The organism is Labrys sp. F242, assembly GCF_057813875.1.
The window spans coordinates 1,997,929-2,024,046 of sequence record NZ_JBVASG010000001.1 but is presented as its reverse complement, the minus strand read 5'-3'; the positions used below and the strand labels follow the sequence as shown (position 1 = coordinate 2,024,046).

The following is a 26,118-nucleotide window of genomic DNA, read 5'->3' as shown; positions in this document are numbered from 1 at the left end:
CTCATACCGATAGGCATTTTCAATGACTCTCGGTTCCTTCTGATGATTTTCGCCAGATCTTTGATTTGGTGTCGAAAATCGTCTGCTGTTCAAGCTGAGAATGCCTCAGCATTTTCGAGGCTTGGCATTATGCGCGACTTCTAATCCCTGAGTGCCTGGATCAGGTCGATCGTCTGCGTCAGCGTTTCGATCTCGCGAAAACGCGGCTCGTGCAGCGGCGCTTCCGCATGTTCGAAGGCCCAGGTCAGGGGATGGGGGACATAGACGCCCCAACTCCCGACCCGAAGCGCTGGAATCACGTCGGACTTCAGCGAATTGCCGATCATCATGCTGGCCTGGGGGCCGTCGCCATGCCGGGCGAAGGCCTGCGCATAAGTGTCGGCGCTCTTCTCGCTGACGATCTCGACGGCCTCGAACAACCCCCTCAGCCCCGATTGCGCGATCTTGTTCTCCTGGTGGAACAGATCGCCCTTGGTGATGAGGACCAGCCGGTAGGTGCCCGCCAGGCTTTCCAGCGTGTCGGCGACCCCCGGCAACAGCTCGACCGGATGGTTGAGGATTTCCTTGCCGAGCGCCAGGATTCGCCCGATCACCGGCGCCGGCACGCGGCCGCCGCTGACGTCGATGGCGGTGTCGATCATCGAGAAGGTGAAAGTCTTCATGCCGAAGCCATGGCTGACGACATTACGCTTGCTGACTTCCAGAAGATGCGCCAGCAGCGTGTCCTTGTCGGCATAGTCGGCCAGGAGGGTGATCACTTCCGCTTCGGCCGTCCGGAAATATTGCTCGTTCTGCCAGAGCGTGTCGTCGGCATCGAAAGCCAGGGTGGTGAGGCGGGCAGGGGACATGACGGTCTTCCGAAGTGAGGCCGTCCCTATAAGCCCAAAAGCGCCACCGAGGCCAGCCCGTGTCGGATGCAAGCAAGGTCTTCTCGCGATGTATTCCGACAATTGTTATTCCCCTTTGCGAATCCAGCCCAGCGCGTCAGGCCCGTCATGTCCCAGTCCAAGCCCAATATTCTCATCATCATGGTGGACCAGCTCGCACCGGCCTTCCTGCCGGTGCACGGCTTCGATCTCGTCAAGGCGCCCAACATCATGGGGCTGGCCGAGCGCGGCGTGGTGTTCGACAGCGCCTATTGCAATTCGCCCTTGTGTTCGCCCTCCCGCGCCGTGTTCATGAGCGGGCAATTGCCGTCACGCTCGGGTGTCTACGACAATGCCGCCGAGTTCCGCGCCGACATCCCGACCTGGGCGCATTATCTCAGGCGTGCGGGCTACCGCACGGTGCTGTCCGGCAAGATGCATTTCTGCGGGCCCGACCAGCTTCACGGTTTCGAGGAGCGGCTGACCACCGACATCTATCCGGCTGATTATGGCTGGACGCCAGACTGGGATCATCCGCAGGAGCGCCCGAGTTGGTATCACAACATGTCCTCGGTTACCGATGCCGGCCTTTGCGTGCGCACCAACCAGCTCGATTTCGACGATGAGGTGGTGTTCGCGGCCGAGCGCGCCCTCTATGAGCACGTACGCAGCCCCGACAAGCGCCCCTTCTGCATGGTGGCCTCGCTCACCCATCCGCATGATCCCTATGCGATCACGCAGGACTATTGGGATCTCTATCGCAACGAGGAGATTCCCTTGCCTCGCCATGCGGTGCCGGTCGAAGAGCTCGATCCGCATTCCCGGCGGCTGCGCCATGTCTGCGACATGGACAAGGCCGAGATCACCGACCAGCACATCCGCAATGCCCGACATGCCTATTTCGGCGCGATTTCCTATGTCGATGCCAATGTCGGCAAGCTGCTCAAGGCCTTGGAAGCAACGGGCCTCGACAAGGAAACGATCATTCTGTTTACCGGCGATCACGGCGAAATGCTGGGCGAGCGTGGTCTCTGGTACAAGATGAGCTGGTTCGAAGGCTCGGCCCGGGTGCCACTGATCATCAGCGCGCCTCAACATTATCGGCCGCACCGGGTTGCTGCCAGCGTGTCGCTGGTCGACATCCTGCCGACCCTGGTGGATATGGCCGAGCCCGGCTCGGCTGCGGGGCTTAGCGGCATCGATGGGGCCAGCCTGGTGCCGCATTGCCTCGGAGAAGGCGGGCATGACGAAGTCCGTGGCGAATATCTTGCCGAAGGCGCCATCGCGCCCTTGCTGATGCTTCGTCGCGGCAGCTTCAAATTCGTGCACTCGCCCGCCGATCCCGATCAGCTTTATGATCTTGCCGTCGACCCTGATGAATTGACGAATCTCGCAGCGGCGCCGGCGCATGCCGAAATCGTCGCGGGATTCCGTAAGGAAATAGAAACGCGTTGGAACCTCGCTGCTATTGATGCCGATGTGCGTGCCAGCCAGCGGCGCCGGCGTGTGGTCGATGATGCCTTGAACTCGGGGAAAGCGACTTCTTGGGACTTTCAACCTTTCAAGGATGCTTCCAGGCAGTATATGCGCAACACCATAGACCTCGATGATCTGGAAGCGATGGCCCGCTATCCTCGCGTGCGTCCGTAAATGCTATGGTTAATGCTTCACTGTCCGGTGTGGCAATAGAGCAACACGGATTCGAAGTCTTGCGTTGACGGCTCCCACTCGTCGACTTGGCCGCGTTCCTGCCACAAAGTGACCGCTGAATTCAGCCCGCACCTTGGAGCATCCAGAGATCTCCAGCGTGCTGGACATAGTTGAGTTGCTTAAGTGGCGGTCGAACTTGGATAGAGCTTTTCGCGAACACGCATTGGACAGCGCCGGACTTGCCAGTGGTCGTGTCCACGTGCCCGGGGGATTCCGCTGGCCGGTCGGCACCGTCGCGAAAAAGCCATCAACTTTGCGGCTTTGGCATAAGAGCTGCCGTGAATCGGTCAAAGAATCGGCAGAAGTGTCGGCTATGTCCTTCACGATGAACCAGATTTCTCTCTTGGCCGATTGGCAGGACGCTGGCGGATCCGCAGGCCGGGTCCAGGCGCGTCATGGCCAATCCTTGACCTGGCTGCGCTGCCTTCTCGGCGCCGGTGGTCTCGGCCTTTTCCTGTCCCTGGGTTGCGTGGGGGCACAGGCTTTCGATGGCACCAAGACGCCGGCGGATGATCCTTCTCCGATGCAGGCCTTTCGCAACGGTACCAAGGCCTATAAGGCCGGTGACCTCGCCGGAGCGTCCCAGGCACTGGAATTCGCCGCCAGCAAGGGCCATGCTTTGGCCCAGTGGAAGCTCGCCCGCATGTATTCGGAAGGGGATGGCGTTCCTCGCGACGACAAGAAGGCATTCGACTATTATCAGGCCATCGTCGATGCCCATGGCGAGGACAGCCCGGATACCGCCCAGGCCCGCTTCGTCTCCAGCGCGATCGTCGCGCTCGGCTCCTATTATGTTTCCGGCATCCCCAATGAGGTGAAGCCCAACCCCAGGCACGCGACCGAGCTGTTCCAATATGCCGCCACCTATTTCGGTGACAGCGACGCGCAATATAATCTCGGCCGCATCTATCTCGACGGCAATACCGTGCAAAAACGCGATGCCATCACGGCCGGCCGCTGGTTGCGCTTGGCCGCCGACAAAGGCCATCGCCAGGCCCAAGCCGTGCTCGGCCATCTCCTGCTGTCGGCAAGCGACATGCCTCGCCAAGGCGCTCGTGGCCTGATGTATCTGACTCTGGCGCGCGACGGCGCCAATGGCGAGCGTGATCAGTGGATCATCGATCTGTATGACGATGCCTTCGCCAAGGCTACGCCGGACGAGCGCGAGATGTGCCTGACCTATCTGGCGCAGTTCCTCAAGGATCATTCCTGATCCGACGCGTCGGCTCGGGGAGGCGTGAGACGCGACCTCGGGCGTTATGTGGCGCCGCGGATTATATCAATCCGCATTGAGATCCGCTCTTCATCGGATCGCAGCCCTATCCTCAGGATGTCAGTATTTTCGAGGCTAAGTAGAACCGGGCAGCGTTGAACGTGCAGCGATCAAAGCTGGGTCACGCCCTGCCAATTGGGTTTCGGATTTTCTATCAACTTTTTGAAATGGTTTGAGTAATAGTCATAGAGGCGCTGATACCCTCCCTGATAGGTCGAGGCATTCTTCTCCAATAGGCTGAGGGCTTCAACGAAATCGCCGGCCCGATAGGGCGGCAGGATTTCCGCCTGGGCGCCTTGCAGCCGGAGGAAGGCGGTGTCCGCCTCGCCGGTATGGAGGGCGAAGAGGCCGATGGCGCCCTGGCGGCCACGCACCATGGCACGATCGAGTTCCAGGAAAGGCATGTCGGCGGCAGCGCGGCTGGTGGCCTCGGTGACGAGAATCTCCACGCCATAGAGCTTCGTGAGGGCTTCCAGGCGCGAGGCGAGGTTGACCGCGTCGCCGAGGGCCGAATATTCGAGCCGCTGCTCCGAACCGAGATTGCCGACGCAGGCTTCGCCCGTATGCAACCCGATGCCCATCTGGATCGGCGGATCACGGAAAGCGCGCGCCATGATGGCGATATCCAACGCGGCCTTGCAGGCAAGAGACGCATGGTTCGGCATGTCGAGCGGCGCATTCCAGAACGCCATCATGCCGTCGCCGATGAACTTGTCGATAGTGCCGCTATGGCGAAGAACGGCCTCCGTCGCCGGCGTATGGATGCGCCGGATCAGCGACACCACGCCTTCCGGCGACTGCGTCTCGGCGATGCCGGTGAAATTGCGCACGTCGGAAAACATGATGGTGAGTTCGCGGATCTCGCCGCCGAGCACGATGCGATCCGGCGCCTCGACCAGCCGCTCCACCACCGCCGGCGTCACGAATCGGCCGAACATGCTGCGCACCTCCGCACGCCGATGCTCGGCCTCCTGGTAATGATAGACCGTGGCGGCGAGGAAAATGATGAGAATGCCCGTGCCCGGCATCACCGCATCGAACAGCACGCCCTGCCGCACATAGAGAATCCAGCTCCAGCAGGCGATCATGATCGGGATGGAGAGGCCTGCAACGGTCGAAACCAGCGGCATGTTGCGGGTGCGCCGCAAGATCCAGGCGAGCAGGACGCCGAGCACGATGATGAGGAAGGCTTCAACACCCCGCATCCAGTCTGGCCGCACCAGGCTGGCGCCGGCGAGAATCTGCTCGACGATTTGTGCGTGTACCTCGACACCGGGGAGCGCCAGTTCGACAGAGGTCGTCCTCTGGTCGCGCAGGCCGATGGCGACGGCCCCCACGAAGATGATGTGATCCTTGACGTCCTCAGGATTGAAGGTGCCGTCCAGCACGGAAGCAGCCGAGATCCAGGACGAGGGCTCCGAGCGGCGGGCAACCAGGCGGACTTCGCCGTTGCTGTCCGTGTCGATGAAGATGGCCCTATCGCCGTCACCGATCTTGACGGTGTTGATGCCACTTTGAACGCCGAAGGCCGGCGCGCCGCTGGCATTGGACGAGCGCACCATGAAAGTGTCGGCCCCGATGGCGACGCGAATTGTTTCCATCGACAGGGATGGCGCCATCTTGCCGCCGATGGCGACGAAAGTCGGCACCTTGCGAATGACGCTGTCGCCATCTGGGAGCCAGTTGATGGTGCCGGCGCCCCTGGCAGCATCGTACAGCACGGGAATCGGCATCTTGGCAGCGGGGAAGGCCTGAACGAAATTGATCGGATCGTCCCCCAATTGCCCGTATCCGCTCTTGATTTTGACGGGGTCCCCCACATCGGTTCCAAGCACGCCGAGCACGACCGGTGTCTGTTCCATGGTCTGGGCGAACATGACATCATAGGAGGCAGTGGACGGAGACATTGCCTTTTCCAACGCTTCTCGTTCGGCGCTGGTTGGCAATTTCTTGACGAGCAATCCAGGCGAGGTCTGATCCGCTTCGCTGAACAGGATATCATACGCGATAACGACGGCTCCGGCATCGGCGAGCTTGCGCGTGAGTTCGGCAATCACGTTGCGCGGCCAGGGAAACTGGCCGATCTCGGCGAGGGATTTCTCGTCGATCACCACGATACGCACGGGCGAATCGGGGTCCCTGCCTTTCGCGTGCCAGCGCTGGTAGGTATCGAAGACGATGTCCTGCAGCCGAGGCAGCGGGGCCGGGCTCAGCAAGGTCAGCAGACTGAAGATCAGCAGGGGTATGGCTACCACCAGCGGATATCCCAGGAAGCGCTTCAGCCGCATATCGATGTCACGCTCACACTCCGCCCCGAAGCTTACTACTGGAGTAATTCGGCACGGTCTGCCAGTGATTTATCCCAATCTCGATGTTTTCGGGCGGGCCATTCGGTTGCAGATTCGAAAACCCTCGCCTCTTGATCGTGGAAGCGAATGCGTCATGATGAAGATTGCATCGGCACCTGCAAATCGGTGCGCTTGGCGAAGGTGCCGGAGAATGGGTGCCGCTTCCCGGCAAGAACGATACGACCACAGTCTCTCCAACGGGTTACCGGCATGCCCTCATCGCGCTTCCTGACCTTCCGTCTCCTGGGACTAGGCGCCCTCTGCGCGGTTGCAGCCATGCCCGCTTCGGCAGCGGAGACCGTGGGCAATACGGTCGGCGTCACCCCCGCCGCCATCGGCACGGTTTCGGGGGAACTCGGCGTCGATATTGCGGTCTATCGCGACGAGACTGTGCGCACTGGCCCTTCCGGCGCGCTTGAAATCAAATTCCTCGACCAGACGCGTCTGGCGCTGGGCTCCTCGTCATCGGCCAAGCTCGATCGTTTCGTCTATTCGGGCGGGCAGGCCAGGGATGTGGTGATCGGCCTGTCGAAGGGGGTGTTTCGCTTTGCCAGCGGTCTCTCCGCCAAGAAGGCTTATTGGATCCAGACGCCGCTCGCCGGCATCGGCGTGAGAGGGACCAATTTCACCGCTGAAATCAGCAACAATTATGAACGCTTCACCATCTGGGAAGGTGTCATCGAAGTCTGTCCGCGTCAGAAAGGGCTCTCGATCGACGAGGAGCGCAAGCGGCGTTGTCCCCTTCTGAAACGGCGGGGAGATACCATCACCATCTTCCCCGGAAGTAGATCGCGCCGGGGCGGGCCGCCGGTGGTGTTCTCGCCCCATTGTGCCGAGACCGGCGCCGGAGCTCAGCTCTGCGGACGCTATGGCGGCGAGGGCGGCAAGAATCGTGGCCAGAGGCGGCCAGGCTTCAACTTCCCCACTTTCAACCCGCCGCAGCAGCGAGGCTGACGCCCCGGTCGTCGACTGGACGACGAGCTCTTCGACCGTCAGAGGGCCAGATCGCAGCGAATCGGCACGTGGTCGGAAGCCTTTTCCTGCCCGCGCATCGCCTTATCGATGGCGCAGCCCTGGAGGCGCGAGGCGGCTTGCGGCGACAGCAGCAGATGATCGATGCGAATGCCGTTGTCCTTTTGCCAGCCGCCGGCCTGATAGTCCCAGAAGGTGTAGTGCCCTGGCGCATCCTCGCAGGCCCGGAAGGCATCAGTCAGGCCCAAGGCCAGTAATTCGCGGAACTTGGAGCGGCTCTGCAGCAGGAACAGGGCATCGTTCACCCATTCGGCCGGATTCTTGGCGTCGGCCGCCTGCGGAATGATGTTGTAGTCACCCGCCATCACGAAGGGTTCTTCCAGCGCGAGCAGACCGCCGATATGCAGCCTGAGGCGCTCCATCCAGCCGAGCTTGTAAGGGTATTTCTCGGTGCCGACCGGATTGCCGTTGGGCAGGTAGATCGAAGCGACGCGCAGCGCTCCCGAAGCGGTCGAGATTACGGCCTCGATATAGCGGGCCTGTTCGTCACCCTCGTCGCCCGGCAGGCGCGTTTTCACTTCGTCGAACGGGTGTTTGGAGAGAATTGCCACGCCATTGAAGGTCTTCTGGCCGTGGACGGCGACATTGTAGCCCAGCGCCTCGATGTCGGCGGCAGGAAAGGCCTCGTCGACGCATTTGATCTCCTGGAGGCAGACGACGTCCGGTTGGGCGTCCTTCAACCAACCCAGCAGATGGGGAAGCCTCTGGCGGATGGAGTTCACGTTCCAACTGGCAATACGCACCATGTTACACCGAGAAGCTCGTGCCGCAGCCGCAAGCAGCAGTGGCCTGCGGGTTGTTGATCTTGAAGGCGGAACCGATCAGATCCTCGACATAATCGAGCTCGGCGCCTTCCATATAGTGCTGCGACATCTCGTCGATCAGTACCGTGGCGCCTTCCTTGGCGATCGCCAAATCATCGTGATGACGTTGGGTGTCGAACACGAATTTGTATTGGAAGCCGGAGCAGCCGCCCCCCTCCACGCTGATGCGCAGCATCGAGCCGGAAGGTTCATTCTCAAGGATCTTGGCGATCCGGCGCGCAGCGCGGTCGCTTACGGAAACGGGGCTGGTCATGGCATCCTGCAAACTTGCTTGTGTCCTGTTCCGAAAATATGTGCGAAGGGCCGAAGGTTCAATGCTCGATCGTGTAGCGTGAAGAGCGAAGCCGAACTGGGTACGGATGGGCAGCATCCAGAAAAACGACGTTTCCTAATGCGTTTTGCGATGAGATGGAATTCCCAAAAATCGCAAAGACGCGCTGAAACAAAGAGTTAAAGCAAATCGGCGTTCAATTGTGCACGCACTTTGCTCTAGGATTGCAGGGGAACAAGGCTTGTCCGCCGGATTCCAAACGCTCTTCGATCTCGAAAAGAATTGGCATGCGCTCCGCAGTGTTGTCGATGACATTATAGCGCCAGCGGCCTTGCGCCTGCCATAGGCCGCGTTCCTCGTTGCCAGTGAAGGCTATGCGGCGACCCGGCCTGCGTATCGGTGAGCGATAAGCCGGGGATGTCACTGCCCTGGGCGCTAGCGTTCCACCAGCGAGAGTGCCGGCCGGCTTCCCGGCGTGTGGGTTTCCCGTCCGTTTCGGACATGGCGCGCATATCGAGAGCAGGTCGCCGATACTGGGCACGCCTGTGGGCTGCTGCGACGTCCGCCACTTCGGAAAGAAGCTTTGCCATGACCCGTGGCAGTCTCTATGCAGGCGCAAGCAAGGCGTGAGGCGCGATGGCCGAACTCGACATACCCGATTGCGTGATCCGCCCTCGTGGCCCGTGGGCGGTGGCGCCTCGATCGCGCGGACGGCTGTTCGCTGAGCCGCAGTCACCGACGCGGACCGATTTCCAGCGAGACCGGGACCGCATCATCCACTCCACCGCCTTCCGCCGCCTCAAGCACAAGACCCAGGTTTTCGTCGCGCATGAGGGCGATCATTACCGCACCCGGCTGACCCACACGATCGAGGTTGCCCAGATCGCCCGTTCGATCGCCCGTTCACTGGCGCTCGACGAGGATCTCGCCGAGGCACTGGCACTGGCTCATGATCTCGGCCACACGCCGTTCGGCCATACCGGCGAGGACGCGCTGGACGAGGCGATGCGTTCCTATGGCGGCTTCGACCACAATGCCCAGTCTCTGCGCATCGTCACCCGCCTCGAGCGGCGCTATGCCGAGTTCGACGGGCTCAATCTTGCCTGGGAAACCCTGGAAGGGCTGGTGAAGCATAATGGGCCTCTGCTGCGGGCAGATGGTAGCCCCGTCGCCCGCTATCGCGAACGGGGCATCCCCGTCGCCATCCTGGAATATCAGGCTCAGCAGAATCTCGAACTCGAGAGTTTCGCCAGCGCCGAAGCGCAAGCCGCCGCCATCGCCGACGACATCGCCTACAACGCACATGACATCGATGATGGGCTGCGCGCCGGCCTGTTCGAACTTGCGGACATGCAGCAGGTAGCGTTGGCGGGGGAACTGCTCGCCGAGATTGCCGAGCAACATCCCGGGCTCGACCGTGGGCGCACCACCCACGAATTGATGCGCCGCGTGATCACCCGGCTGGTGGAGGACGTGATCGGCGTGGGCAAGGCTGCCTTCACATCCGGGCTCTACCGGTCGAGCGAGGACGTGCGGGCCGCCGGCAAGATGCTCATCACCTTTTCGCCGTCCGTCGCGCAGGCCGACAAGGGTATCAAGGGCTTTCTCTATCCCAACATGTACCGACACGAACGGGTCATGCGCGTCCGCTCGCATGCCGCACAAGTGGTGACCCGCCTGTTCGATGGCTTGTTTGCGGATATCAGCCTGATGCCGGCCGAATGGTGCGAAGGGCTGGAAACCGCTCGGGAGGACAAACGTGCGCGCCGTGTCGCCGACTATATTGCCGGCATGACCGATACTTTCGCTCTCAACGAGCATCGGCGCCTGTTCGGAACGGCGCCGGATCTGCGCTGACGCCGCCATGGACCTGATCGAATGGCTCAGGCGCGGTGTAGAGGGAGCCGTCGCCTCGTTGCAGGCTGCGGGTCGTCTGCCGGCTGGTCTCGACCTGGCCTCGATCGAGATCGAAGCGCCAGGCGGGTCGGGGCGGGGAGATTTCACCTGCAACGCTGCGCTCGTACTGAGCCGGCCGGCGGCACTGCCATCCCGGACCCTGGCTGGTCTCTTCGCCGAAACGCTGGATGGCATCGAAGGCGTCGGCGCCATCGACATTGCCGGACCCGGTTTTTTGAACTTGACGCTGACGCCGGCCATCTGGGCACGGATGCTTGCCGCTGTGCTGGAGGCCGGTAGCGGCTATGGCGCCAGCGAGCGCGGCGGGGCAGGTTTCTCCACGATCGCCTTTCACGCCACGGATCCGCAGAGCACTAGGCCCTTGTCGCCGGCGCGCCGCGAGGCTGTCGGCACCGCCTTGGCCAACATGATCGAGCATCTCGGTTTTCGTGCAGACAGGCGCTTTCGGACGCGCTCTGAGAAAGCCGATGTCGTTGTCAGGCTCGGACCATTCCTTGGCGTGAAAGGGCGGGAAGCTGCCACCATGGCGGGCCGCTTTGCAGACGATCTCGATCTTTCGGTGGTCGCCGGCGTCGTCGGTCGCGATGCCGCTTGCCTGGGCATGCTGATGCAGCCCGCCGGCGCTCCGCTCGTGCTCGATCTCGACCATTTGGCCGACCAGAGCCATGCCAATGCCGTCTTTCACCTGCATTATGCCCATGCTCGTTGCTGCGCTCTGCGCCAGCGGGACGAAGGGATGGGGCATGTCGATTTCGACCACAGTCGTTGGGATGTCCGCGCTTTCGAGGATGAGGGAGCACGGTTGATTCTACGCCTGCTCGCCCTATATCCAAGCCAGATCGATCTCGCCGTCAGGCAGTGCGAGCCCTACAGGGTGGTCCAGCACCTGTGTGGCCTCGCCGACGGGCTGCACCAGCAATATTATCGCAGCCTTGGTGCTCCGCATTTACGCTTCATTAGGGATGATGATCGATTGTTAACAGGCGCCCGCTTGGCGTTGGTGCGCGGGGTCGAGACGGTTCTTAAGTCTGGACTCGCCTTGCTCGGCAGTTCTGCGCCGGACGAGATGCGCTGAAACGAGATCGGCCGCTTTGGCCGCAGATCGCCCCGGTGGTCGACCAGCCTGGTCAGGAACGAGTCATGATTGAAACCGAACATCGCCGTGCACAAGCCAGCAACAGCGATCAATGGCTGGCAGATCTGGCAACCACAGGCGCCGATCACGATGTTTATGCTGAAAGGCGCGACACAAAGGCCTATGGTGCGGCCGGCGTTTTGCGTTCGCGGGAGGCGGGCATGACGGATCGCTATGATCGCAACGGGCACGAGGTTCGCGACGGCCATCCCGAAACCGTGACCAAACACGCGCAATCAGAGCAGGCGCAGGCCTATCAGGACGAATATTACGACGACCGAGATGTCGCCACGCGCTCGTCGAAGGCCTATGTCTTCGACGATGAACGTGAAGAGCGAGGGCCCGAATGGGTCTATGACGAACAACGTGGCGTTTGGGTCGACCACGACGGCAATCCCTATGTCGAGGCCTATCCCGAGGGCGAGGAAGATCGCTATGCTCCGGCCGCCGATGACGAGTATCTGGCGCCGCGTGCCGAGGCCCGGGTACCACGCCGCAAGTCACGCGGCAGTGCCGTCAGCCTTGCCGCTCTCGTTCTTGTCGCCAGCATCGGCGGCGGTATGGCCTATGTCTGGAAGAAGGGCGGCTTCGTCGGCAGCGACATCCCTGGCATCGGCAGCGCGCCGCCGGTGATCAAGGCGAGCACCGATCCGGTCAAGATCAAGCCGGCCGAGAACGCAGCGGCCGCCAGCCAGCCGACTCACGAGATCTTCAATCGCAGCAACCAGACCGCCTCCGTCGCCAACGAAAGGCTGGTGCGTCATGAGGAGCAGCCGGTTGCGGTGGTGCCGACGCGTCCGGAAGGGACGGCAGCGCCGGCTCAGGCGGCGCCCGACGCCAATGCGACGCGTCCGGTGACCACCAGCAACATCGTGCTCCCCAATCCCGAGGGGGCTACGACGCCCGACCAGACGGCCAGCAACACTGCGGAAACCCGGGTTGCGCAGGCACCCGATGAGCCGCGGCGCGTGAAGACCATCAAGATCATGCCGGATAGTTCGGTGGTGACCGGTGAAGCGCCGATCACCAATGCGGAGCCGCCTGCCCAGCAGACCCGTTCTCTCGATGTCTCGGCCCTGGCGCCGACGCCTCCGGCCGGCCAGCCATCGTCCGAGACGGCGCCGGCCGCTCCCGCGGCCCCCGATGCCGCTCCGCTTGTGCAGGGCGGCTCTGGTCAACCGGCTGCCCCGGTCGCAACCGTGCCTGCCGGCACGGCTGCTGCCCTGCCGGACGACCAGGCACCCGCGCAGGCGCTGCCGGGCGAGGAGGATGGCGGCGCCACCACGGTGGTCGAACCGACGCAGACCCCGGCGGCACCGCCGGCGGTGCCGCCGGTCCGTCCCCGCCATATGCCTCCGGCGCCAAAGCCGGCACAGGTGGCGTCGGCCGAGCCAGCCGCTGGGGCTGCCCCGGCGGCGGCTCCGACCGCTGCCCCGGTCGCCAATGGCAGCTATGTCGTCCAGGTTTCGTCGCAGCGCACGCCGGCCGACGCCCAGAACGCCTTTCAGTCGCTGCAGCGCCGCTTCGCAGCCGTGCTGAACGGTATGAAGCCTTCGATCCGCAAGGTCGATCTGCCTGATCGCGGCACTTATTACCGGGTGCGTGTCGGAGGCTGGTCCACCCCGGCCGAGGCTACGGCTTTCTGCGGCAAGCTCAAGGCCGCCGGCGGTGACTGCGTAATCGCCCGCAACTGATTGCGGGCCGCTCCGAGACTGCAGATTTGAGAGTTTTCGACAGGCCAAACTGGATCGGGGCGACCGGAGCCGAGTTCCGATCGCTCCGATCCAGTTTGGCCTGATCGACCTTTGCAGATTTTTCTGAAAGCCAAAGCGTTTTGCGATTTGACGGAATCACCTGGAATCGCAAAGACGCGCCAGAACAATGAGTTAGAGCAAAGAGCGTTCAGCCATGAACGCTCTTTGCACGAGGAGACTGCCATGCCCCAATCAGCGCTGATCCTGGGTTGTTCCGGTCTGTCGCTCACGTCCGACGAGCGCGCCTTCTACCGGGATGCAAATCCGTGGGGCTTCATCCTGTTCCGGCGCAATGTCGGCACGCCGGAGGAAGTGCGGGCCTTGACGGCTTCCTTGCGCGACGCAGTGGGGCGCGACGCTCCGGTCCTGGTGGACCAGGAGGGGGGGCGGGTCCAGCGGCTGACCGCACCCCATTGGCCCAAATATCCGGCAGCGCGCCGCTATGGCCAGATCCACGCCAATGATCCGGTGACGCGCCGCGAGATCACCCGATTGGCGGCGAGGCTGATCGCGCACGATCTCCTGGCAGTCGGCATCAATGTCGACTGTCTGCCCGTGCTCGATATTCCCGTACCAGGCGCTCATGACGTGATCGGCGACCGGGCCTATGGCCTCGACGCGACTACGGTGGGCACGCTGGGCCGGGCCGCCGCCGAGGGCATGATCGCTGGCGGTGTGCTGCCCGTCATGAAGCATATGCCGGGGCATGGCCGGGCCGGCGTCGACAGCCATCTCTCGCTGCCGATCGTGACGGCGAGCAAAGCCGAACTCGAATCACTCGACTTCCTGCCCTTCCGCATGCTCGCCGACATGCCCGCTGCGATGACCGCGCATGTGGTTTACAATGCTTTGGACCCGTCATCCCCAGCTACGACGTCCAGAAAGGTGATCCGGAATGTGATCAGGAAGGCGATCGGCTATGATGGTCTCCTGATGAGTGACGATCTTTCCATGCAGGCTCTCGAAGGAACATTGGAGCAACGGGCGGCGGCCGCCTTTTCGGCCGGCTGCGATCTCGGCCTGCATTGCAATGGCAAGATGGATGAAATGATCGGGGTGGCGCGTGCCGCTCCAAGCTTGGCAGGCAAGGCGCGGCGCCGCGCCGATGCCGCCTTGGCCCGCATCCGGCATTTGCCGGAGCCGCTCGACATTGACGAGGCGCGTGAACGGCTGGCTGGGGCGCTCGCCGGCGGAGAGACGGTCTGAATGAGCGATGAATTCGAGGAGGAGGTGAGGGCGGATAAGGCGGTCAGCGATCCCATGCTCGTCGTGGATGTCGATGGCTTCGAAGGACCGCTCGATCTGCTGCTCGAATTGGCGCGTCGCCAGAAGGTCGATCTCACGCGGATTTCCATCCTCGCCCTTGCCGAGCAATATCTCGTCTTCGTCGAGGAGGCCCGCCGCGTCCGCCTCGAACTGGCGGCCGACTATCTGGTGATGGCGGCCTGGCTGGCCTATCTCAAGTCGCGCCTGCTGCTGCCGGAATCGCCAAGGGGCGAGGAGCCTCCAGCAGCGGAATTGGCCGCGGCCCTTGCCTTCCGCCTGCAGCGCCTGGAAGCCATGCGCAATGCCGCCGCCCAGTTGCAGGAGCGGGCCGTGCTTGGCCGCGACGTGTTCAAGCGAGGCATGCCCGAGGGCATCCGGCTCAACAATCACGGGCGATTCGAGGCGACGCTGCACGATCTGCTCTGCGCCTATGCCCAGCAGCGCCAGCGGGCGATGGTCGGCTATGTCAAATTGCCCGAGCGCAATGTCTGGACGCTGTCCGAAGCACGCGAATTGCTGGAATCGTTGATCGGCCCGGCGGCGGACTGGCTCAGTCTCGACGAATTTCTGGTGGACTATCTGGCCGAGCCCTCGACAAGGGCTACGGTTCGGGCCTCTAGCTTCTCTGCAAGCCTCGAACTCGTGAAGGAAGGCAAGCTCGATCTGCGCCAGGCTACTCCCTTCTCGCCGATCTATCTGCGCTCGCGTGGTGATGCTGGGCAAGCAGATTCCTCCTGATCGAACCATGGCTCGATCAGGAGGAATCTGCAGAATTTCAAGCGCTTGCGGAGTTTCTGGCCTTGGAGGCAGGGCGGGTGACGGCCACTCCGTCGGGGGCAGACTGGTGTTGGCAGGCCATGCAGGTAAGCGCTCAATTTCGTGGCGCGGCCCGCATAGGGAAGGATTAGACCTTGGGCGAGATTGCATCGTTCCAGCCGGAAGGCACGGAGCAGACCGATCTGCAGCAGCATATGCGCTTGATCGAAGCCTTGCTGTTTGCGGCGACGGAACCATTGGACGAGGCGACGCTGGCGTCGCGGCTGCCCGAGGGGGCCGATATCGGCGCTGCCATCGGCACCCTGCAGGCCGACTATGCCACGCGTGGTGTCAATCTGGTCAGGCTGGGGGGGCGTTGGGCTTTCCGCACCGCCGACGACCTCGCCTGGATCCTGTCGCGTGATGCCTATGAGACGCGCAAATTGTCGCGGGCGGCGATGGAGACCTTGGCGATCATCGCCTATCACCAGCCGGTAACCCGTGCCGAGATCGAGGATATCCGCTCGGTCTCGATCTCCAAGGGCACCCTTGACGTGTTGCTGGAGACCGGCTGGGTGCGCCTGCGCGGGCGGCGGCGTGCGCCGGGACGGCCGGTGACTTATGGCACCACGCCCGCATTTCTGGAGCATTTCGGCCTGGATGGCGTTGGTGATCTGCCGGGGCTCGATGAACTCAAGGGCGCGGGCTTGCTCGATGGCCGCCTGCCGCCCGGCTTCAGCGTGCCCATGCCCAATGATGACAGTGCGTTGACGCCGGACGAGGAGCCTCTGGAGACTGCCGACCTCTCTTTCGCATTTCCGGAACCGGAACCCGAACATGAAGGTTGAGTAAGAACGGCGAACGTTCTTGTTTTTGCCGTTAAGCCCGCCTAGATTCCAGTGGGATCATCGGGTCGCGTGCGGCGCCGTTGTTGTGTTGTTGCGATCGGCTTTGCCGCGTTGGAGGGTGTCATGGGTACATGGGGTATTACGCACTGGATCATTCTGGCTGTCGTCGTACTCGTCCTGTTTGGTGGACGTGGCAAGATTTCGGACTTGATGGGTGACGTTGCCAAGGGCATCAAATCCTTCAAGAAGGGTATGGCCGACGACGAACCGGCTGCTGCCCAGCAGCCTGTGAAGACGATCGACACCCAGGCCGGCACGACCGTCAATCCGACCGAGCAGACCAAGGTAGGCTGAGCCGGCGCGGTTTGCGCCGGTGAGGTCGACCTGAAGACTGGGTCTTTTTAGGCTCCGCGTATGTGCGCGGAGCGTTTCGTTTCGCCAGACCGAGCGTTGCATGTTTGATATCAGCTGGAGCCATATCCTGATCGTGGGCGCGGTGGCTGTCGTGGTCATTGGCCCCAAGGAACTGCCCAGCACGATGCGCTCCCTCGGTCGAGGCGTGAACAAGTTGCGACGGATGGCTGGCGAGTTTCAAGGCCAGTTCAACGAAGCCCTCAAGGAAGCCAATCTCGAGGATGTCAAAAAGGAATTCGACACGCTGCGCCAATCGGCGGCAACCTTGAGTAGCATTGGCAGTCCCGCGGGCCTCGCTCGCAATGCCCTGAAGTCCTCCGTCTTCGATTCGGAGCCGCCTCTCAGCCCGGCTGCGATTGCGCCCGTCCTGGATGCCACAGCGAGCGAACCTTCCATCGCCGGCCCCAGCTCTTCGCCTTTGGCCTCCAAACTCGTCGGCGTCGAAATCCCTTCCGCCTTCGCCCCTCTCGCAGCGTTCAAATCCTAAGATGACCGAAGACGAAATCGACGCCTCCAAGGCGCCGCTGCTCGATCACTTGATCGAACTGCGCACGCGCCTGATGAAATCGGGCATTGCCTTCATCGTTCTGTTCATCGGCGCCTTCGCGGTTTCCAAATCGATCTATCTCTTCTTGTTGTGGCCCTACGAGTGGGCGGCGGCCGGCAATCCGGTCAAGCTGATCTACAACGGTCCTCTCGACTTTCTTTTTACTCAGATCCGGGTGGCTTTTTTTACGGCCGCTTTCATCGGCTTCCCCTTCTTCGCCATCCAGATCTATCGCTTCATCGCCCCCGGTCTCTACCGGCACGAGCGAAACATTTTCGTGCCCTATCTGATCGCCACGCCTCTGTTCTTCTTCCTGGGCGGGTTGCTGGTCTACTTCATCGCAATGCCGGCGGTGATGCATTTTGCGCTGGGCATGCAGCAGCTCGGCGGCAGCGGCATCGCCACGATCGAATTGCTGGCGACGGTGGAGGGGTATCTATCCCTGTTGATGAACCTGATTTTTGCCTTCGGCGTCGTCTTTCAGCTGCCGGTGGTGCTGACCCTGTTGGGGCGGATCGGTATCGTGGATTCGACCTTCCTGAAGGAGAAGCGGCGCTATGCCATCGTCATCGTCACCGCAATTTCGGCCGTGCTGGCGCCGCCCGACCCGTGGAGCATGATCGCGCTTGCCGTGCCGGGCGTGCTCCTTTACGAACTCTCGATCTATTCGGTCCGGTGGGTTGAGAAGAAGCGCGCGGAAAGCGATACGCAGACTTCGGAATAGCCCGTCGGTGTCCTGACGTCCGTTCTGGAGTTGATCTCATGTATGATGTGAAGTGGATCCGCGAGAATTCGGGTCTCTTCGACCAGGGCCGGGTTCGCAGAGGGCTTGAGCCGCTGGCCGCCACCATACTCGAGCTCGACGAGAGCCGCCGGGCGCTCGTTGCCCGGCTGCAGGCTTCCCAGGAGCGCCGCAACGCTGCTTCCAAGGAGATCGGCGCGGCCAAGCAATCCAAGGACGAAGCCAAGGCACAGGCCTTGATGGCGGAGGTCAACGCGCTCAAGGCCTCGATGCCGGCTGACGAGGAGGCGCTGCGCGGCGCCGACAAGGCTCTCTACGACCAGCTCATCTCGATCCCGAATCTGCCGCTCGACGAGGTCCCTTTCGGCGCGGACGAGCATGCCAATGTCGAACGCCACCGCCACGGCGTGGCGCGCGCCTATACTTTTGCCCCTAAAGAGCATTTCGAATTGGGCGAAGCTCTCGGCCTGATGGATTTCGAGATCGCCGCCAAGCTCTCCGGCTCCCGCTTCGTGGTGCTGCAGAAGGGCCTGGCTCGGCTTGAGCGGGCGCTAGGCCAGTATTTCATCGACAAGCACACCGGCGAGCACGGCTATACCGAGGTCGCCGCGCCCTTGCTGGTGCGTGACGATGCCATGATTGGCACCGCTCAGCTGCCGAAATTCGCGGAGGATCAGTTCCGCGTGCAGCCCGGCGATTTCTGGCTGATTCCGACGGCCGAGGTTTCGCTGACCAATCTCGTGCGCGATGCCATCACCGCCGAGGAAGAGCTGCCGTTGCGCTATACTGCGCTGACTCACTGCTTCCGTGCGGAAGCTGGCGCTGCGGGGCGGGATACCCGTGGCATGATCCGCCAGCACCAATTCCAGAAGGTCGAACTCGTCTCGATCACGGCTCCTGAAAAGAGCCGGGACGAGCACGAGCGCATGCTCGCTTGCGCCGAGGCCGTGTTGAAGGGCCTGGACCTGCATTACCGCGTGATGACGCTGTGCACCGGCGACATGGGTTTTGCCTCGCAGAAGACCTATGACATCGAGGTCTGGCTACCGGGGCAGGGGCTGTTTCGTGAAATCTCCTCCTGCTCGGTCTGTGGCGATTTCCAGGCGCGTCGCATGAACGCCCGGACCCGGCCGAAATCTGGAGGCGCCCCGCGTTTCGTGCATACGCTGAACGGTTCGGGCGTTGCGGTCGGCCGTGCTCTCGTGGCGGTGATGGAGAATTATCAGAACGAGGACGGTTCCATCACGGTTCCGGAGGTTCTCGTCCCCTATATGGGCGGCCTGCGCCGGATCGAGAGACAATAAGCCTCGATCTTGCCGTACCTTGTCACACCCTCCTTGATTCCAGAATCAAGGAGGGTGAAGTAATCATTTGTTTCTGCAGGGATTTCTGCAACAGCAGGGGATTGCGTATGACAAACTCTCGCCGGAGCTCCTTTTCCTGTGGCACACTGAAGCAAAGCGCGTTTCGACGCGTCTTTGCGATTCGAGATGATTTCATCTCATCGCAAAACGCTTTGGTGTCGATTTAGTGAAACAAGGACGGACGGTGGATGCGAGTTCTGATTACCAATGATGACGGCATCCATGCGCCCGGCCTGGTTTCCCTCGAAAGGATCGCCCGCAGCCTGAGCGACGACGTGATCGTCGTGGCGCCAGAGACGGATCAGTCCGGCGTGTCCCATTCCCTGTCGCTCAGCATGCCGCTGCGTCTGCGGCGGATCGAGGAAAAGCGCTATGCCGTCAGCGGCACGCCGACCGATTGCGTGCTGATGGGTGTGCAGCATCTGCTCAAGGGCCAGCAGCCCGACCTCGTGCTGTCCGGCGTCAATCGGGGCCAGAACGTCGCCGAAGACGTTACCTATTCCGGCACCGTGGCGGCGGCGATGGAGGGCACCGTTCTTGGGGTTCCGTCGATCGCGCTCAGCCAGGCCTATGGCATCGGGGGCAGGGACGGCATGCGCTGGCATTGCGCCGAGCAGCATGCGCCCGGCGTGATCCGCAAACTGCTGGCCCATGGTTTCGCCAAGGGAACCTTGTTCAACGTCAATTTTCCCGATTGCGAGCCCGAGGAGGTCGCTGGCGTTGCCGTCACCATCCAGGGGCAGCGCGATGTCGCCCTGGTCGATGTGGTCGAGCGAGAGGATTTTCGTGGCGGCCCCTATTATTGGCTGGCGCCGCGCCGGGAAACGCCGCCCCGGCTCGAGGGCACGGATCTTGCCGCTCTCTTCAACAAGCGTATTTCTGTGACGCCCCTTCATCTCAATCTGACCGACGTGCCTGCTCTGCAACGCCTTTCGGATACCTTTGAAACGGTGCCAAGACCGACATCATGACGGACAATATGACGGACTATCAGTCTTTTGTGAATCCTGACGACGAGCATGCCCAGGAGATGATGGCCTTCATCCTGCGCCTGCGCCGCCACGGGTTGACGGACCAGAAGGTGCTGAATGCCGTTTCCACCCTGCCACGCCCGGTTTTCGTGCTGCCTGAATTCGCCGAATACGCCTGGCGCGATCTCAGCCTTCCCATCCAGTGCGGCCAGACCATCACGCCGCCGGTGCTCGCTGCGACCATTGCCGAGCGCTTGGACGTCGAACCGCTGCATCGCGTGCTGGAGATCGGCACGGGCTCTGGCTATCTGACCGCGGTGCTCGGCCGTCTGGCCAAGCGCGTCCTGACCCTCGATCGTTGGCGCACCCTGGTCACCGAGGCAGAGGAGAGGCTGCGGGCCGTTACCATCCTCAACGTCACCATGATGGTCGCCGATGGCAGTTCCGGCTGGCGCCAACAGGCTCCCTTCGATCGTATCGTCACCACGGCGGCGATGAGCGAGGTGCCCGAGGACTTGCTGGATCAACTGGCGCTGGGCGGTCGGATGATCGCACCAATCGGCCCGCCCGGCGAAGAGCAGCAATTGACCATGATCGCGCGCGATGCCGATGGCTTTCACTATACACCGCTGATGGATATCCGTGCCGCGTCCATCATCTTGGGCGTGGCCGACCGGCTTTGAACCACCCTTGAACTTGAGCTGGGTTTGGTTTTCGGGCGCTTCATCGCAGGTGCTGCGAGACAATCCAGTTCTTCTTGCCGGGCCAAGCCACGATCGCCCGATTGCAGTCGCAGCGGCGAAGTCCCGGCGCTGGTGGATCGCAGCAAATTCAGATCGCAGAGGTATGGCGGGATACCTCCATCCCGTGCAGTATACGGCGGTTTCCGACGGCGCTGGACTGGCAACTCAGGTCTGATTTCAAGATCGCCCCTGGCCGGTCAGTCAGAGCAGCACGTTGGTTGGGGGATTTGAGATGACCGAACAAGCAGCACAACAAATCAATTCAGATATACCTATATTCACTATTGCCGAACTGGATCAGGACACCCACGCCCTGTTCAGAAAGTTTCGACCGGAAACCCCTTTCATCCAACGGGACGATGGGCCGCTCTTCATTCTGCGTGCCAAGGATGTCGTCAGCCTCACGACCGATGAGCGCACCCGGCAGATCGAGACCGAACTCCTGCAATTGAGGGGCGTCACCTCGGGCCCACTATTCGATTTTTACGACAAATGCATGCTGCTTTCGAACGGGGCCGCCCACAGGAGGCGGCGCGGCCCGATGGCGCGGACCTTCGCCTTCAAGATGGTCGCCGAGGTCCGCCCCAAGGTACGGGCCATGGCGGAGAAACTGATCGACCAGCATTACGAGGCTGGCGGGTTGGATCTGTTCGAGGATTATTCGGCGATCATTCCCGCCCATACCGTCGCTGCGATTCTGGGGATGCCCGAGGCCGACATCCCAAAATTCGCGCAGTGGATCTATGTCATCGCTCGCAGCCTGGGTACCTCCTGGACGGAAAAGGACATTCCCGACCTCGAGGATGCCTGCCGTCAGATGACGGACTACATGTATGAACTGGTGGCAGAGCGCCGTCAGAACCCTCGCGGCGATTTCCTTTCCGATTATATCACCGCCATCGACGAGAACCCCGAGATGACGCCGCTCGAGGCGATCATGCAGATCATCATCGTGGTCTTGGGCGGCAGTGATACCACGCGGGCCTCGATGGCGATCCAGGCCGCGCTTCTGCTCGAGCACCCTGAACAATGGCAGTCGGTGTGCGCCGATCCCAGCCTCATCCCCGGTGCGGTCTCCGAAGCGCTGCGATTCGAACCCTCGGTCGCGTCGCTGCCACGGCTTGTGCTCGAGGAGATCGAGATAGGCGGTCAAAAATTGGCACCGGGATCGTTGCTGATGCTTTCCACCATGTCGGCCCTGCGGGATCCGGAGGTGTTCGGCGAGCCGGATCGATTCGACATCAGGCGAACGGATCACACGCGCTGGCATTATGTTTTCGGTGGCGGTGCGCATCGTTGTCTCGGCGAGGCCCTGGCAAAGGCCGAACTGGAAGAAGGACTGGCGGCGCTCGTCAACCGGATTCCGCAGGCCAAGCTCGTCGGCAAATTGAAGGTCGAGGGCCATGGCGGTATTCGCCGCGCTGAGGATTTGCGCCTGGAATGGACGCGCTGAGGCTGCTTGCGAGTCGCGCTGGCCATGCTGATTCCCTGCGAAAACCGACGTGGCACGACTTTAACGCATGGGGCGGGGGCGATCCCCGCTCTTAATCATCCCCGCCCAGTCGGGGACCGGTCGGCAGACCGGCTGATCGACTGGAAAACGCAGTGGACTCAAGGGCATGAGGAGCGGACGATCTGAGTTTCTCAGCCCGCCGCAATCGGAGCCGTTTCCGGATTTTGTCCAAATTGAGTCCGGCTCTTAAGGCGTTGTTTACCCCAATAGAGGCTTAATTACCCCGTGTTCTTCTCAAGCGTGGGTGTGAACGTCCTATGCGTTTTCCGATCGAATTGATCCGTTCGCGCCACTTGTCGCGCGTCGCCGTGATCGCCCTGGTGGCTGGCCTCGCAGCAAGCTGCAGCGACACTTCGAGGTTCGCCCAGAACCCCTTCTCGAACCCGTTCAACTCGGGTGACAATCAGTTGGCCTATGCCCAGGCACAGCCTACCAAGGCCGCGCCGCGCTATGGCAATTCCAACTATGCCGTCAACACGGTGCCGGCGGCCGGCGTGGTCGCTTCGCAGCCGCTGCCGCCGGTCGGCGCCGTCGCACAGCGTAGCGCGCCGTCGACGCAATATCGACTGGCTCGTGGCGAGCAGCCCATCGTGACGGGGGCGATCTCGACGCCCGCTCCGCAGATCGGCGGTTTCAAGGCCGGTGGCTGGACTGCCACGGGCGGCACGCCGGTTACCGCCGCGGCGGGTGAGACCATCAATACGCTCTCCAACCGCTATGGTGTGCCTTCCGACGCGATCATGAAGGTCAACGGCCTGACCTCTCGCTCGCTGACGCCCGGCCAGCAGGTGATCATTCCCGTGTACAACGCGGCTCAGAACGGCAACACCGCGGTGACGACGGTGGCCGCGACCGCTGAGCAGCCCTATCCGGGAGACGTGCCCGAAACTTCTCGGGGCAGCGTCGGCGAAGTCAAGGTCCGGCCGGTCGCCACCACGCCGGCTGCGGGAGCCAAGCCGAAGCCCGCCGCCGCCGCTTCCGGCGTCCATGTCGTCAAGCCGGGCGAGACGCTGACGTCGATCGCCAAAGCCTACGGCACGACGCGCCCGCGTCTGGCCAAGGAGAATGGCATCGACGAATGGATGAGCGTCAAGATCGGCCAGAAGCTGGTCGTGCGCGGAACGGCCCACGCTGCTGCGCCGGCTCCGGCTGCAGAGGCCGTGGTCGACAACCGCCCGCCGCGTGACGTGCCGGTGGCGGCCGCCGTGCAGCCCAGGCCCGTGGCGGCTCCCAAGCCGGTACAGGCCGCGCGGGCGGCCAATCCGGCGCCGGTGAGGACGGCCAAGACCCAGGCGAAGTCGATTGCCGCCGAAGCGATGCAGGTTGCTGCGCCGCATGCCCAGCCCGTCAGGACTGCGACCGTCAAGCCAGTAACGGTCAAACCCGTTCAGACTGCAAGGGTCGCCCCCGTCGATGTCAAGGCCAAGCCCGCCCAGGTGGCGGCGGCCAAGCCGGTCGATGCGGCCAAGGCGAACAAGCTCAAGGCGGAGAAGCTTGCTGCCGCCAAGCAGAAGGCGCTGGCCAACAAACCTGCGCAGGTGGCTGTCGCCAAGCCGGTCAAGCCCGCCGAGGCCAGCCAGCCCGCGCCGGTTGCAACCGGGACGATCTCGCCTGCCGCGAGTGCATCTCAGCCGGCAGCTCCGGCCGCCGAACTGCCGAAGGATGCCAATGCCGCCACCCCGGGCAATCCGGAGTTCCGCTGGCCGGTGAAGGGGCGGATCATCCAGAATTTCGGCCGCAACAGCGACGGTATCAACATCTCGGTGCCTGAAGGAACCGAAGTGAAGGCTGCCGAGGATGGTGTGGTCGCCTATGCCGGCAGTGAGCTGAAAGGCTATGGCAACCTGATCCTCATCCGCCATGCCAACGGCTATGTCACGGCTTATGGCCATGCCAAGCAGCTCGACGTCAAGAAGGGTGAAAGTGTCAGGCGTGGCCAGACCATTGCGACCGCAGGTCAGACCGGCAACGTGACCTCGCCGCAAGTGTTGTTCGAAGTACGCAAGGGTGCCGCGCCGGTCGATCCGACCCGCTATCTTTCCGGCACCTGATAACAGAATCTGCTTCTCCGCGAGACCCCGAAGCAGCTCGAGTGGCCCGGCAGCGATGTCCGGGCCACTTTTTATTGAACACGCGGACCTGGCTCAGTTCAGCGTCTTGCCCAGCCGGCCTGCGAGATCCTGCACATATTGCCAGGCCGTGCGGCCTGACCGGGCACCACGGGTCGTCGCCCATTCCAGGGCCTCGGCCCGCATGGTGTCTCGATCGTGATCGAGGCCGAAATGATCGGCATAACCATAGACCATGTCGAGAAAATCGTCCTGGCTGCAGCGATGGAAACCGAGCCACAGGCCGAAACGGTCGGAGAGCGACACCTTTTCCTCCACCGCCTCGCCTGGATTGATCGCAGTCGAGCGCTCATTGTCGATCATGTCGCGCGGCATCAGATGACGCCGGTTCGAGGTCGCATAGAAGATGAGATTGTCCGGCCGCCCCTCGACACCGCCTTCCAGCGCCGCCTTGAGCGATTTGTAGGAGGTGTCGTCGCTGTCGAAGGAGAGATCGTCGCAAAAGACGATGAAGCGATAGGGGGCCTTGCGGGTGAGATTCATCAACTCGGGCAGACTATCGATATCCTCGCGGTGGATCTCGATCAGCTTCAGGGTGCCACCGATCTTGGCGTTGATGTCGGCATGCGCGGCCTTCACCAGCGACGACTTGCCCATGCCGCGCGCGCCCCAGAGCAAAGCGTTGTTGGCGGGCAGCCCGTTTGCGAAGCGCTCGGTGTTGTCGACCAGGAGGTCGCGCACCAGATCGATGCCCTTGAGCAACGGCATCGCGACCCTGTTCACCTTCGGTACAGGTTGCAGATATTTTTCGCCGGCCTGCCAGATGAAGGCTTCTGCAGCATCGAAGTCGGCCTTGATGGCGGCCGGTGGAGCCAGCCGCTCCAGGGCGTCGGCGATACGGGCGAGCAATTGCGGCAATTCGCTGGATGAAAAGTCAGTCATGGCAACCAAATGAGATGAACTTGTGGGTGAGCCCTTCGTCTCTAACGCGCCTGAGAGGCGCTGAAAAGCGGCGGCATGCCGCGCCTGCCTTCCGTTTTGCATGTGCGCCCAGTGCCGGTGGGTCACCCAAGGGGGCCACGGGCAAGCCGAGGCGTGCGTGGAGCCGACTTGTGAGGAGACAGGCGATTCCCTGTCGCTATCCGTAGTCCTCCCGACAGCCCATCATGTTGGCCCGATTGGCGGTTTCCCACATCGGAAGGCATGAATTTTTCGTCATGTGCTGGGCAAAAGTGGCGTTCTGTTTGCTTTCGGTGGCTGGTTCACTATATTCCGCGCGAATTCGCGGCTGGGCTGTCCCGGCCGCTTCTCTTGAGAGGCGATCCAATGTTCACGACTCCAGCCTTTGCCCAGGCAGCCCAGGGCGGCGGCGATCTGTTCTCCAGTCTCGGTGGCACGTTGCTGTTGCCGATCGCGATGTTCGTGATCTTCTATTTCCTGCTGATCCGCCCGCAGCAGCGCAAGGCGAAAGAACAGGCCGCTCTGCTCAAGGCAATCCGTCGTGGCGATACCATTGTGATGTCGGGCGGCATGGTCGGCAAGGTGACCAAGGCTGTCGAGGGCGAATCCGAGATCGAGGCGGAGATCGCCGAGGGCGTTCGCGTGAAGGTCATCCGCGAGATGGTGGTCACCGTCCGCTCCAAGACCGAGCCGGTGAAGAAGGCCGAGGCAGCCTGAGGTCCACGCGGGGCAACGCCCCTCTTTGGTCTCGATCACAAGACACGATAAGAGACTCAGGATAGGGTCGGGGCGAAT

At 62.4% G+C, this 26,118-nt stretch carries 23 protein-coding genes; 18 read left to right on the top strand and 5 right to left on the bottom strand.

Features of this window, described 5'->3' with window-relative positions; translation table 11 throughout:
• Positions 1 to 140: 140 nt before the first annotated feature.
• Complete coding sequence (locus ACZYTC_RS09465) at positions 141 to 848, bottom strand: HAD family hydrolase (protein WP_488989405.1); 708 nt, start codon at positions 846 to 848, stop codon at positions 141 to 143.
• Positions 849 to 995: 147 nt separating this feature from the next.
• Here ACZYTC_RS09465 and betC point away from each other — a divergent pair, with 147 nt between their 5' ends.
• Both betC and ACZYTC_RS09455 read left to right on the top strand, forming a co-directional pair.
• Positions 996 to 2,516: a choline-sulfatase gene (gene betC, locus ACZYTC_RS09460; RefSeq protein ID WP_488989404.1), complete on the top strand. Its 1,521-nt coding sequence runs from the start codon at positions 996 to 998 to the stop codon at positions 2,514 to 2,516.
• A 373-nt stretch (positions 2,517 to 2,889) separates the two neighbouring features.
• Positions 2,890 to 3,789: a tetratricopeptide repeat protein gene (locus ACZYTC_RS09455; RefSeq protein WP_434956326.1), complete on the top strand. Its 900-nt coding sequence runs from the start codon at positions 2,890 to 2,892 to the stop codon at positions 3,787 to 3,789.
• 170 nt (positions 3,790 to 3,959) lie between these two features.
• On the opposite strand, the gene ACZYTC_RS09450 is transcribed toward ACZYTC_RS09455, so the two are convergent.
• On the bottom strand, positions 3,960 to 6,137 hold the full coding sequence (locus ACZYTC_RS09450; protein ID WP_488989403.1) for a CHASE2 domain-containing protein: 2,178 nt from the start codon (positions 6,135 to 6,137) through the stop codon (positions 3,960 to 3,962).
• Between the two features lie 270 nt (positions 6,138 to 6,407).
• Between ACZYTC_RS09450 and ACZYTC_RS09445 the strand changes: the two genes are divergently transcribed.
• Positions 6,408 to 7,151 (top strand): FecR family protein, encoded by a 744-nt coding sequence (locus ACZYTC_RS09445; RefSeq protein ID WP_441773021.1) that lies wholly within the window; start codon positions 6,408 to 6,410, stop codon positions 7,149 to 7,151.
• A 38-nt stretch (positions 7,152 to 7,189) separates the two neighbouring features.
• Here the strand turns inward: ACZYTC_RS09445 and xth are convergent, their stop codons facing one another.
• The gene (gene xth, locus ACZYTC_RS09440; protein ID WP_488989992.1) at positions 7,190 to 7,972 is read right to left on the bottom strand and encodes an exodeoxyribonuclease III; all 783 of its coding nucleotides are present in this window, start codon (positions 7,970 to 7,972) and stop codon (positions 7,190 to 7,192) included.
• Between the two features lie 4 nt (positions 7,973 to 7,976).
• Complete coding sequence (gene erpA, locus ACZYTC_RS09435; RefSeq protein ID WP_434956329.1) at positions 7,977 to 8,306, bottom strand: iron-sulfur cluster insertion protein ErpA; 330 nt, start codon at positions 8,304 to 8,306, stop codon at positions 7,977 to 7,979.
• A gap of 654 nt (positions 8,307 to 8,960) precedes the next feature.
• Here erpA and ACZYTC_RS09430 point away from each other — a divergent pair.
• From ACZYTC_RS09430 to ACZYTC_RS09365, 14 genes are all read left to right on the top strand, one after another.
• A complete protein-coding gene (locus tag ACZYTC_RS09430) occupies positions 8,961 to 10,181 on the top strand; it encodes a deoxyguanosinetriphosphate triphosphohydrolase (RefSeq protein ID WP_441773020.1) in 1,221 nt (406 codons plus the stop codon).
• 7 nt (positions 10,182 to 10,188) lie between these two features.
• Complete coding sequence (locus ACZYTC_RS09425; RefSeq protein ID WP_488989402.1) at positions 10,189 to 11,316, top strand: DALR anticodon-binding domain-containing protein; 1,128 nt, start codon at positions 10,189 to 10,191, stop codon at positions 11,314 to 11,316.
• Between the two features lie 65 nt (positions 11,317 to 11,381).
• A complete protein-coding gene (locus tag ACZYTC_RS09420) occupies positions 11,382 to 13,070 on the top strand; it encodes an SPOR domain-containing protein (protein ID WP_441773018.1) in 1,689 nt (562 codons plus the stop codon).
• 243 nt (positions 13,071 to 13,313) lie between these two features.
• Complete coding sequence (gene nagZ, locus ACZYTC_RS09415) at positions 13,314 to 14,336, top strand: beta-N-acetylhexosaminidase (RefSeq protein ID WP_488989401.1); 1,023 nt, start codon at positions 13,314 to 13,316, stop codon at positions 14,334 to 14,336.
• Positions 14,337 to 15,134: a segregation and condensation protein A gene (locus ACZYTC_RS09410; protein WP_441773016.1), complete on the top strand. Its 798-nt coding sequence runs from the start codon at positions 14,337 to 14,339 to the stop codon at positions 15,132 to 15,134.
• 233 nt (positions 15,135 to 15,367) lie between these two features.
• Positions 15,368 to 16,000, top strand: coding sequence for an SMC-Scp complex subunit ScpB (gene scpB, locus ACZYTC_RS09405; protein ID WP_441773167.1), 633 nt, complete (start codon positions 15,368 to 15,370; stop codon positions 15,998 to 16,000).
• Between the two features lie 123 nt (positions 16,001 to 16,123).
• Entirely contained in the window at positions 16,124 to 16,354 is a 231-nt protein-coding gene (locus tag ACZYTC_RS09400) for a twin-arginine translocase TatA/TatE family subunit (RefSeq protein ID WP_434956335.1), read from the top strand.
• A gap of 100 nt (positions 16,355 to 16,454) precedes the next feature.
• The gene (tatB, locus tag ACZYTC_RS09395; protein WP_434956336.1) at positions 16,455 to 16,901 is read left to right on the top strand and encodes a Sec-independent protein translocase protein TatB; all 447 of its coding nucleotides are present in this window, start codon (positions 16,455 to 16,457) and stop codon (positions 16,899 to 16,901) included.
• 1 nt (position 16,902) lies between these two features.
• Entirely contained in the window at positions 16,903 to 17,685 is a 783-nt protein-coding gene (gene tatC / locus ACZYTC_RS09390) for a twin-arginine translocase subunit TatC (protein WP_434956337.1), read from the top strand.
• A gap of 38 nt (positions 17,686 to 17,723) precedes the next feature.
• Complete coding sequence (gene serS, locus ACZYTC_RS09385) at positions 17,724 to 19,007, top strand: serine--tRNA ligase (protein WP_441773015.1); 1,284 nt, start codon at positions 17,724 to 17,726, stop codon at positions 19,005 to 19,007.
• 248 nt (positions 19,008 to 19,255) lie between these two features.
• Positions 19,256 to 20,038 (top strand): 5'/3'-nucleotidase SurE, encoded by a 783-nt coding sequence (gene surE / locus ACZYTC_RS09380; protein WP_441773014.1) that lies wholly within the window; start codon positions 19,256 to 19,258, stop codon positions 20,036 to 20,038.
• Positions 20,035 to 20,721, top strand: a complete 687-nt coding sequence (locus ACZYTC_RS09375; protein WP_434956340.1) for a protein-L-isoaspartate(D-aspartate) O-methyltransferase — start codon at positions 20,035 to 20,037, stop codon at positions 20,719 to 20,721. Before surE ends, ACZYTC_RS09375 begins: the two co-directional genes overlap by 4 nt.
• Before the next feature lie 292 nt (positions 20,722 to 21,013).
• Positions 21,014 to 22,234: a cytochrome P450 gene (locus ACZYTC_RS09370; protein WP_454813887.1), complete on the top strand. Its 1,221-nt coding sequence runs from the start codon at positions 21,014 to 21,016 to the stop codon at positions 22,232 to 22,234.
• Positions 22,235 to 22,551: 317 nt separating this feature from the next.
• A complete protein-coding gene (locus ACZYTC_RS09365) occupies positions 22,552 to 24,345 on the top strand; it encodes a peptidoglycan DD-metalloendopeptidase family protein (protein ID WP_488989400.1) in 1,794 nt (597 codons plus the stop codon).
• A gap of 93 nt (positions 24,346 to 24,438) precedes the next feature.
• Here ACZYTC_RS09365 and ACZYTC_RS09360 read toward each other — a convergent pair whose 3' ends face one another.
• A complete protein-coding gene (locus ACZYTC_RS09360; RefSeq protein ID WP_434956343.1) occupies positions 24,439 to 25,305 on the bottom strand; it encodes an ATP-binding protein in 867 nt (288 codons plus the stop codon).
• A gap of 384 nt (positions 25,306 to 25,689) precedes the next feature.
• Between ACZYTC_RS09360 and yajC the strand changes: the two genes are divergently transcribed.
• Positions 25,690 to 26,040: a preprotein translocase subunit YajC gene (gene yajC, locus ACZYTC_RS09355; protein WP_149250899.1), complete on the top strand. Its 351-nt coding sequence runs from the start codon at positions 25,690 to 25,692 to the stop codon at positions 26,038 to 26,040.
• Positions 26,041 to 26,118 lie beyond the last annotated feature (78 nt).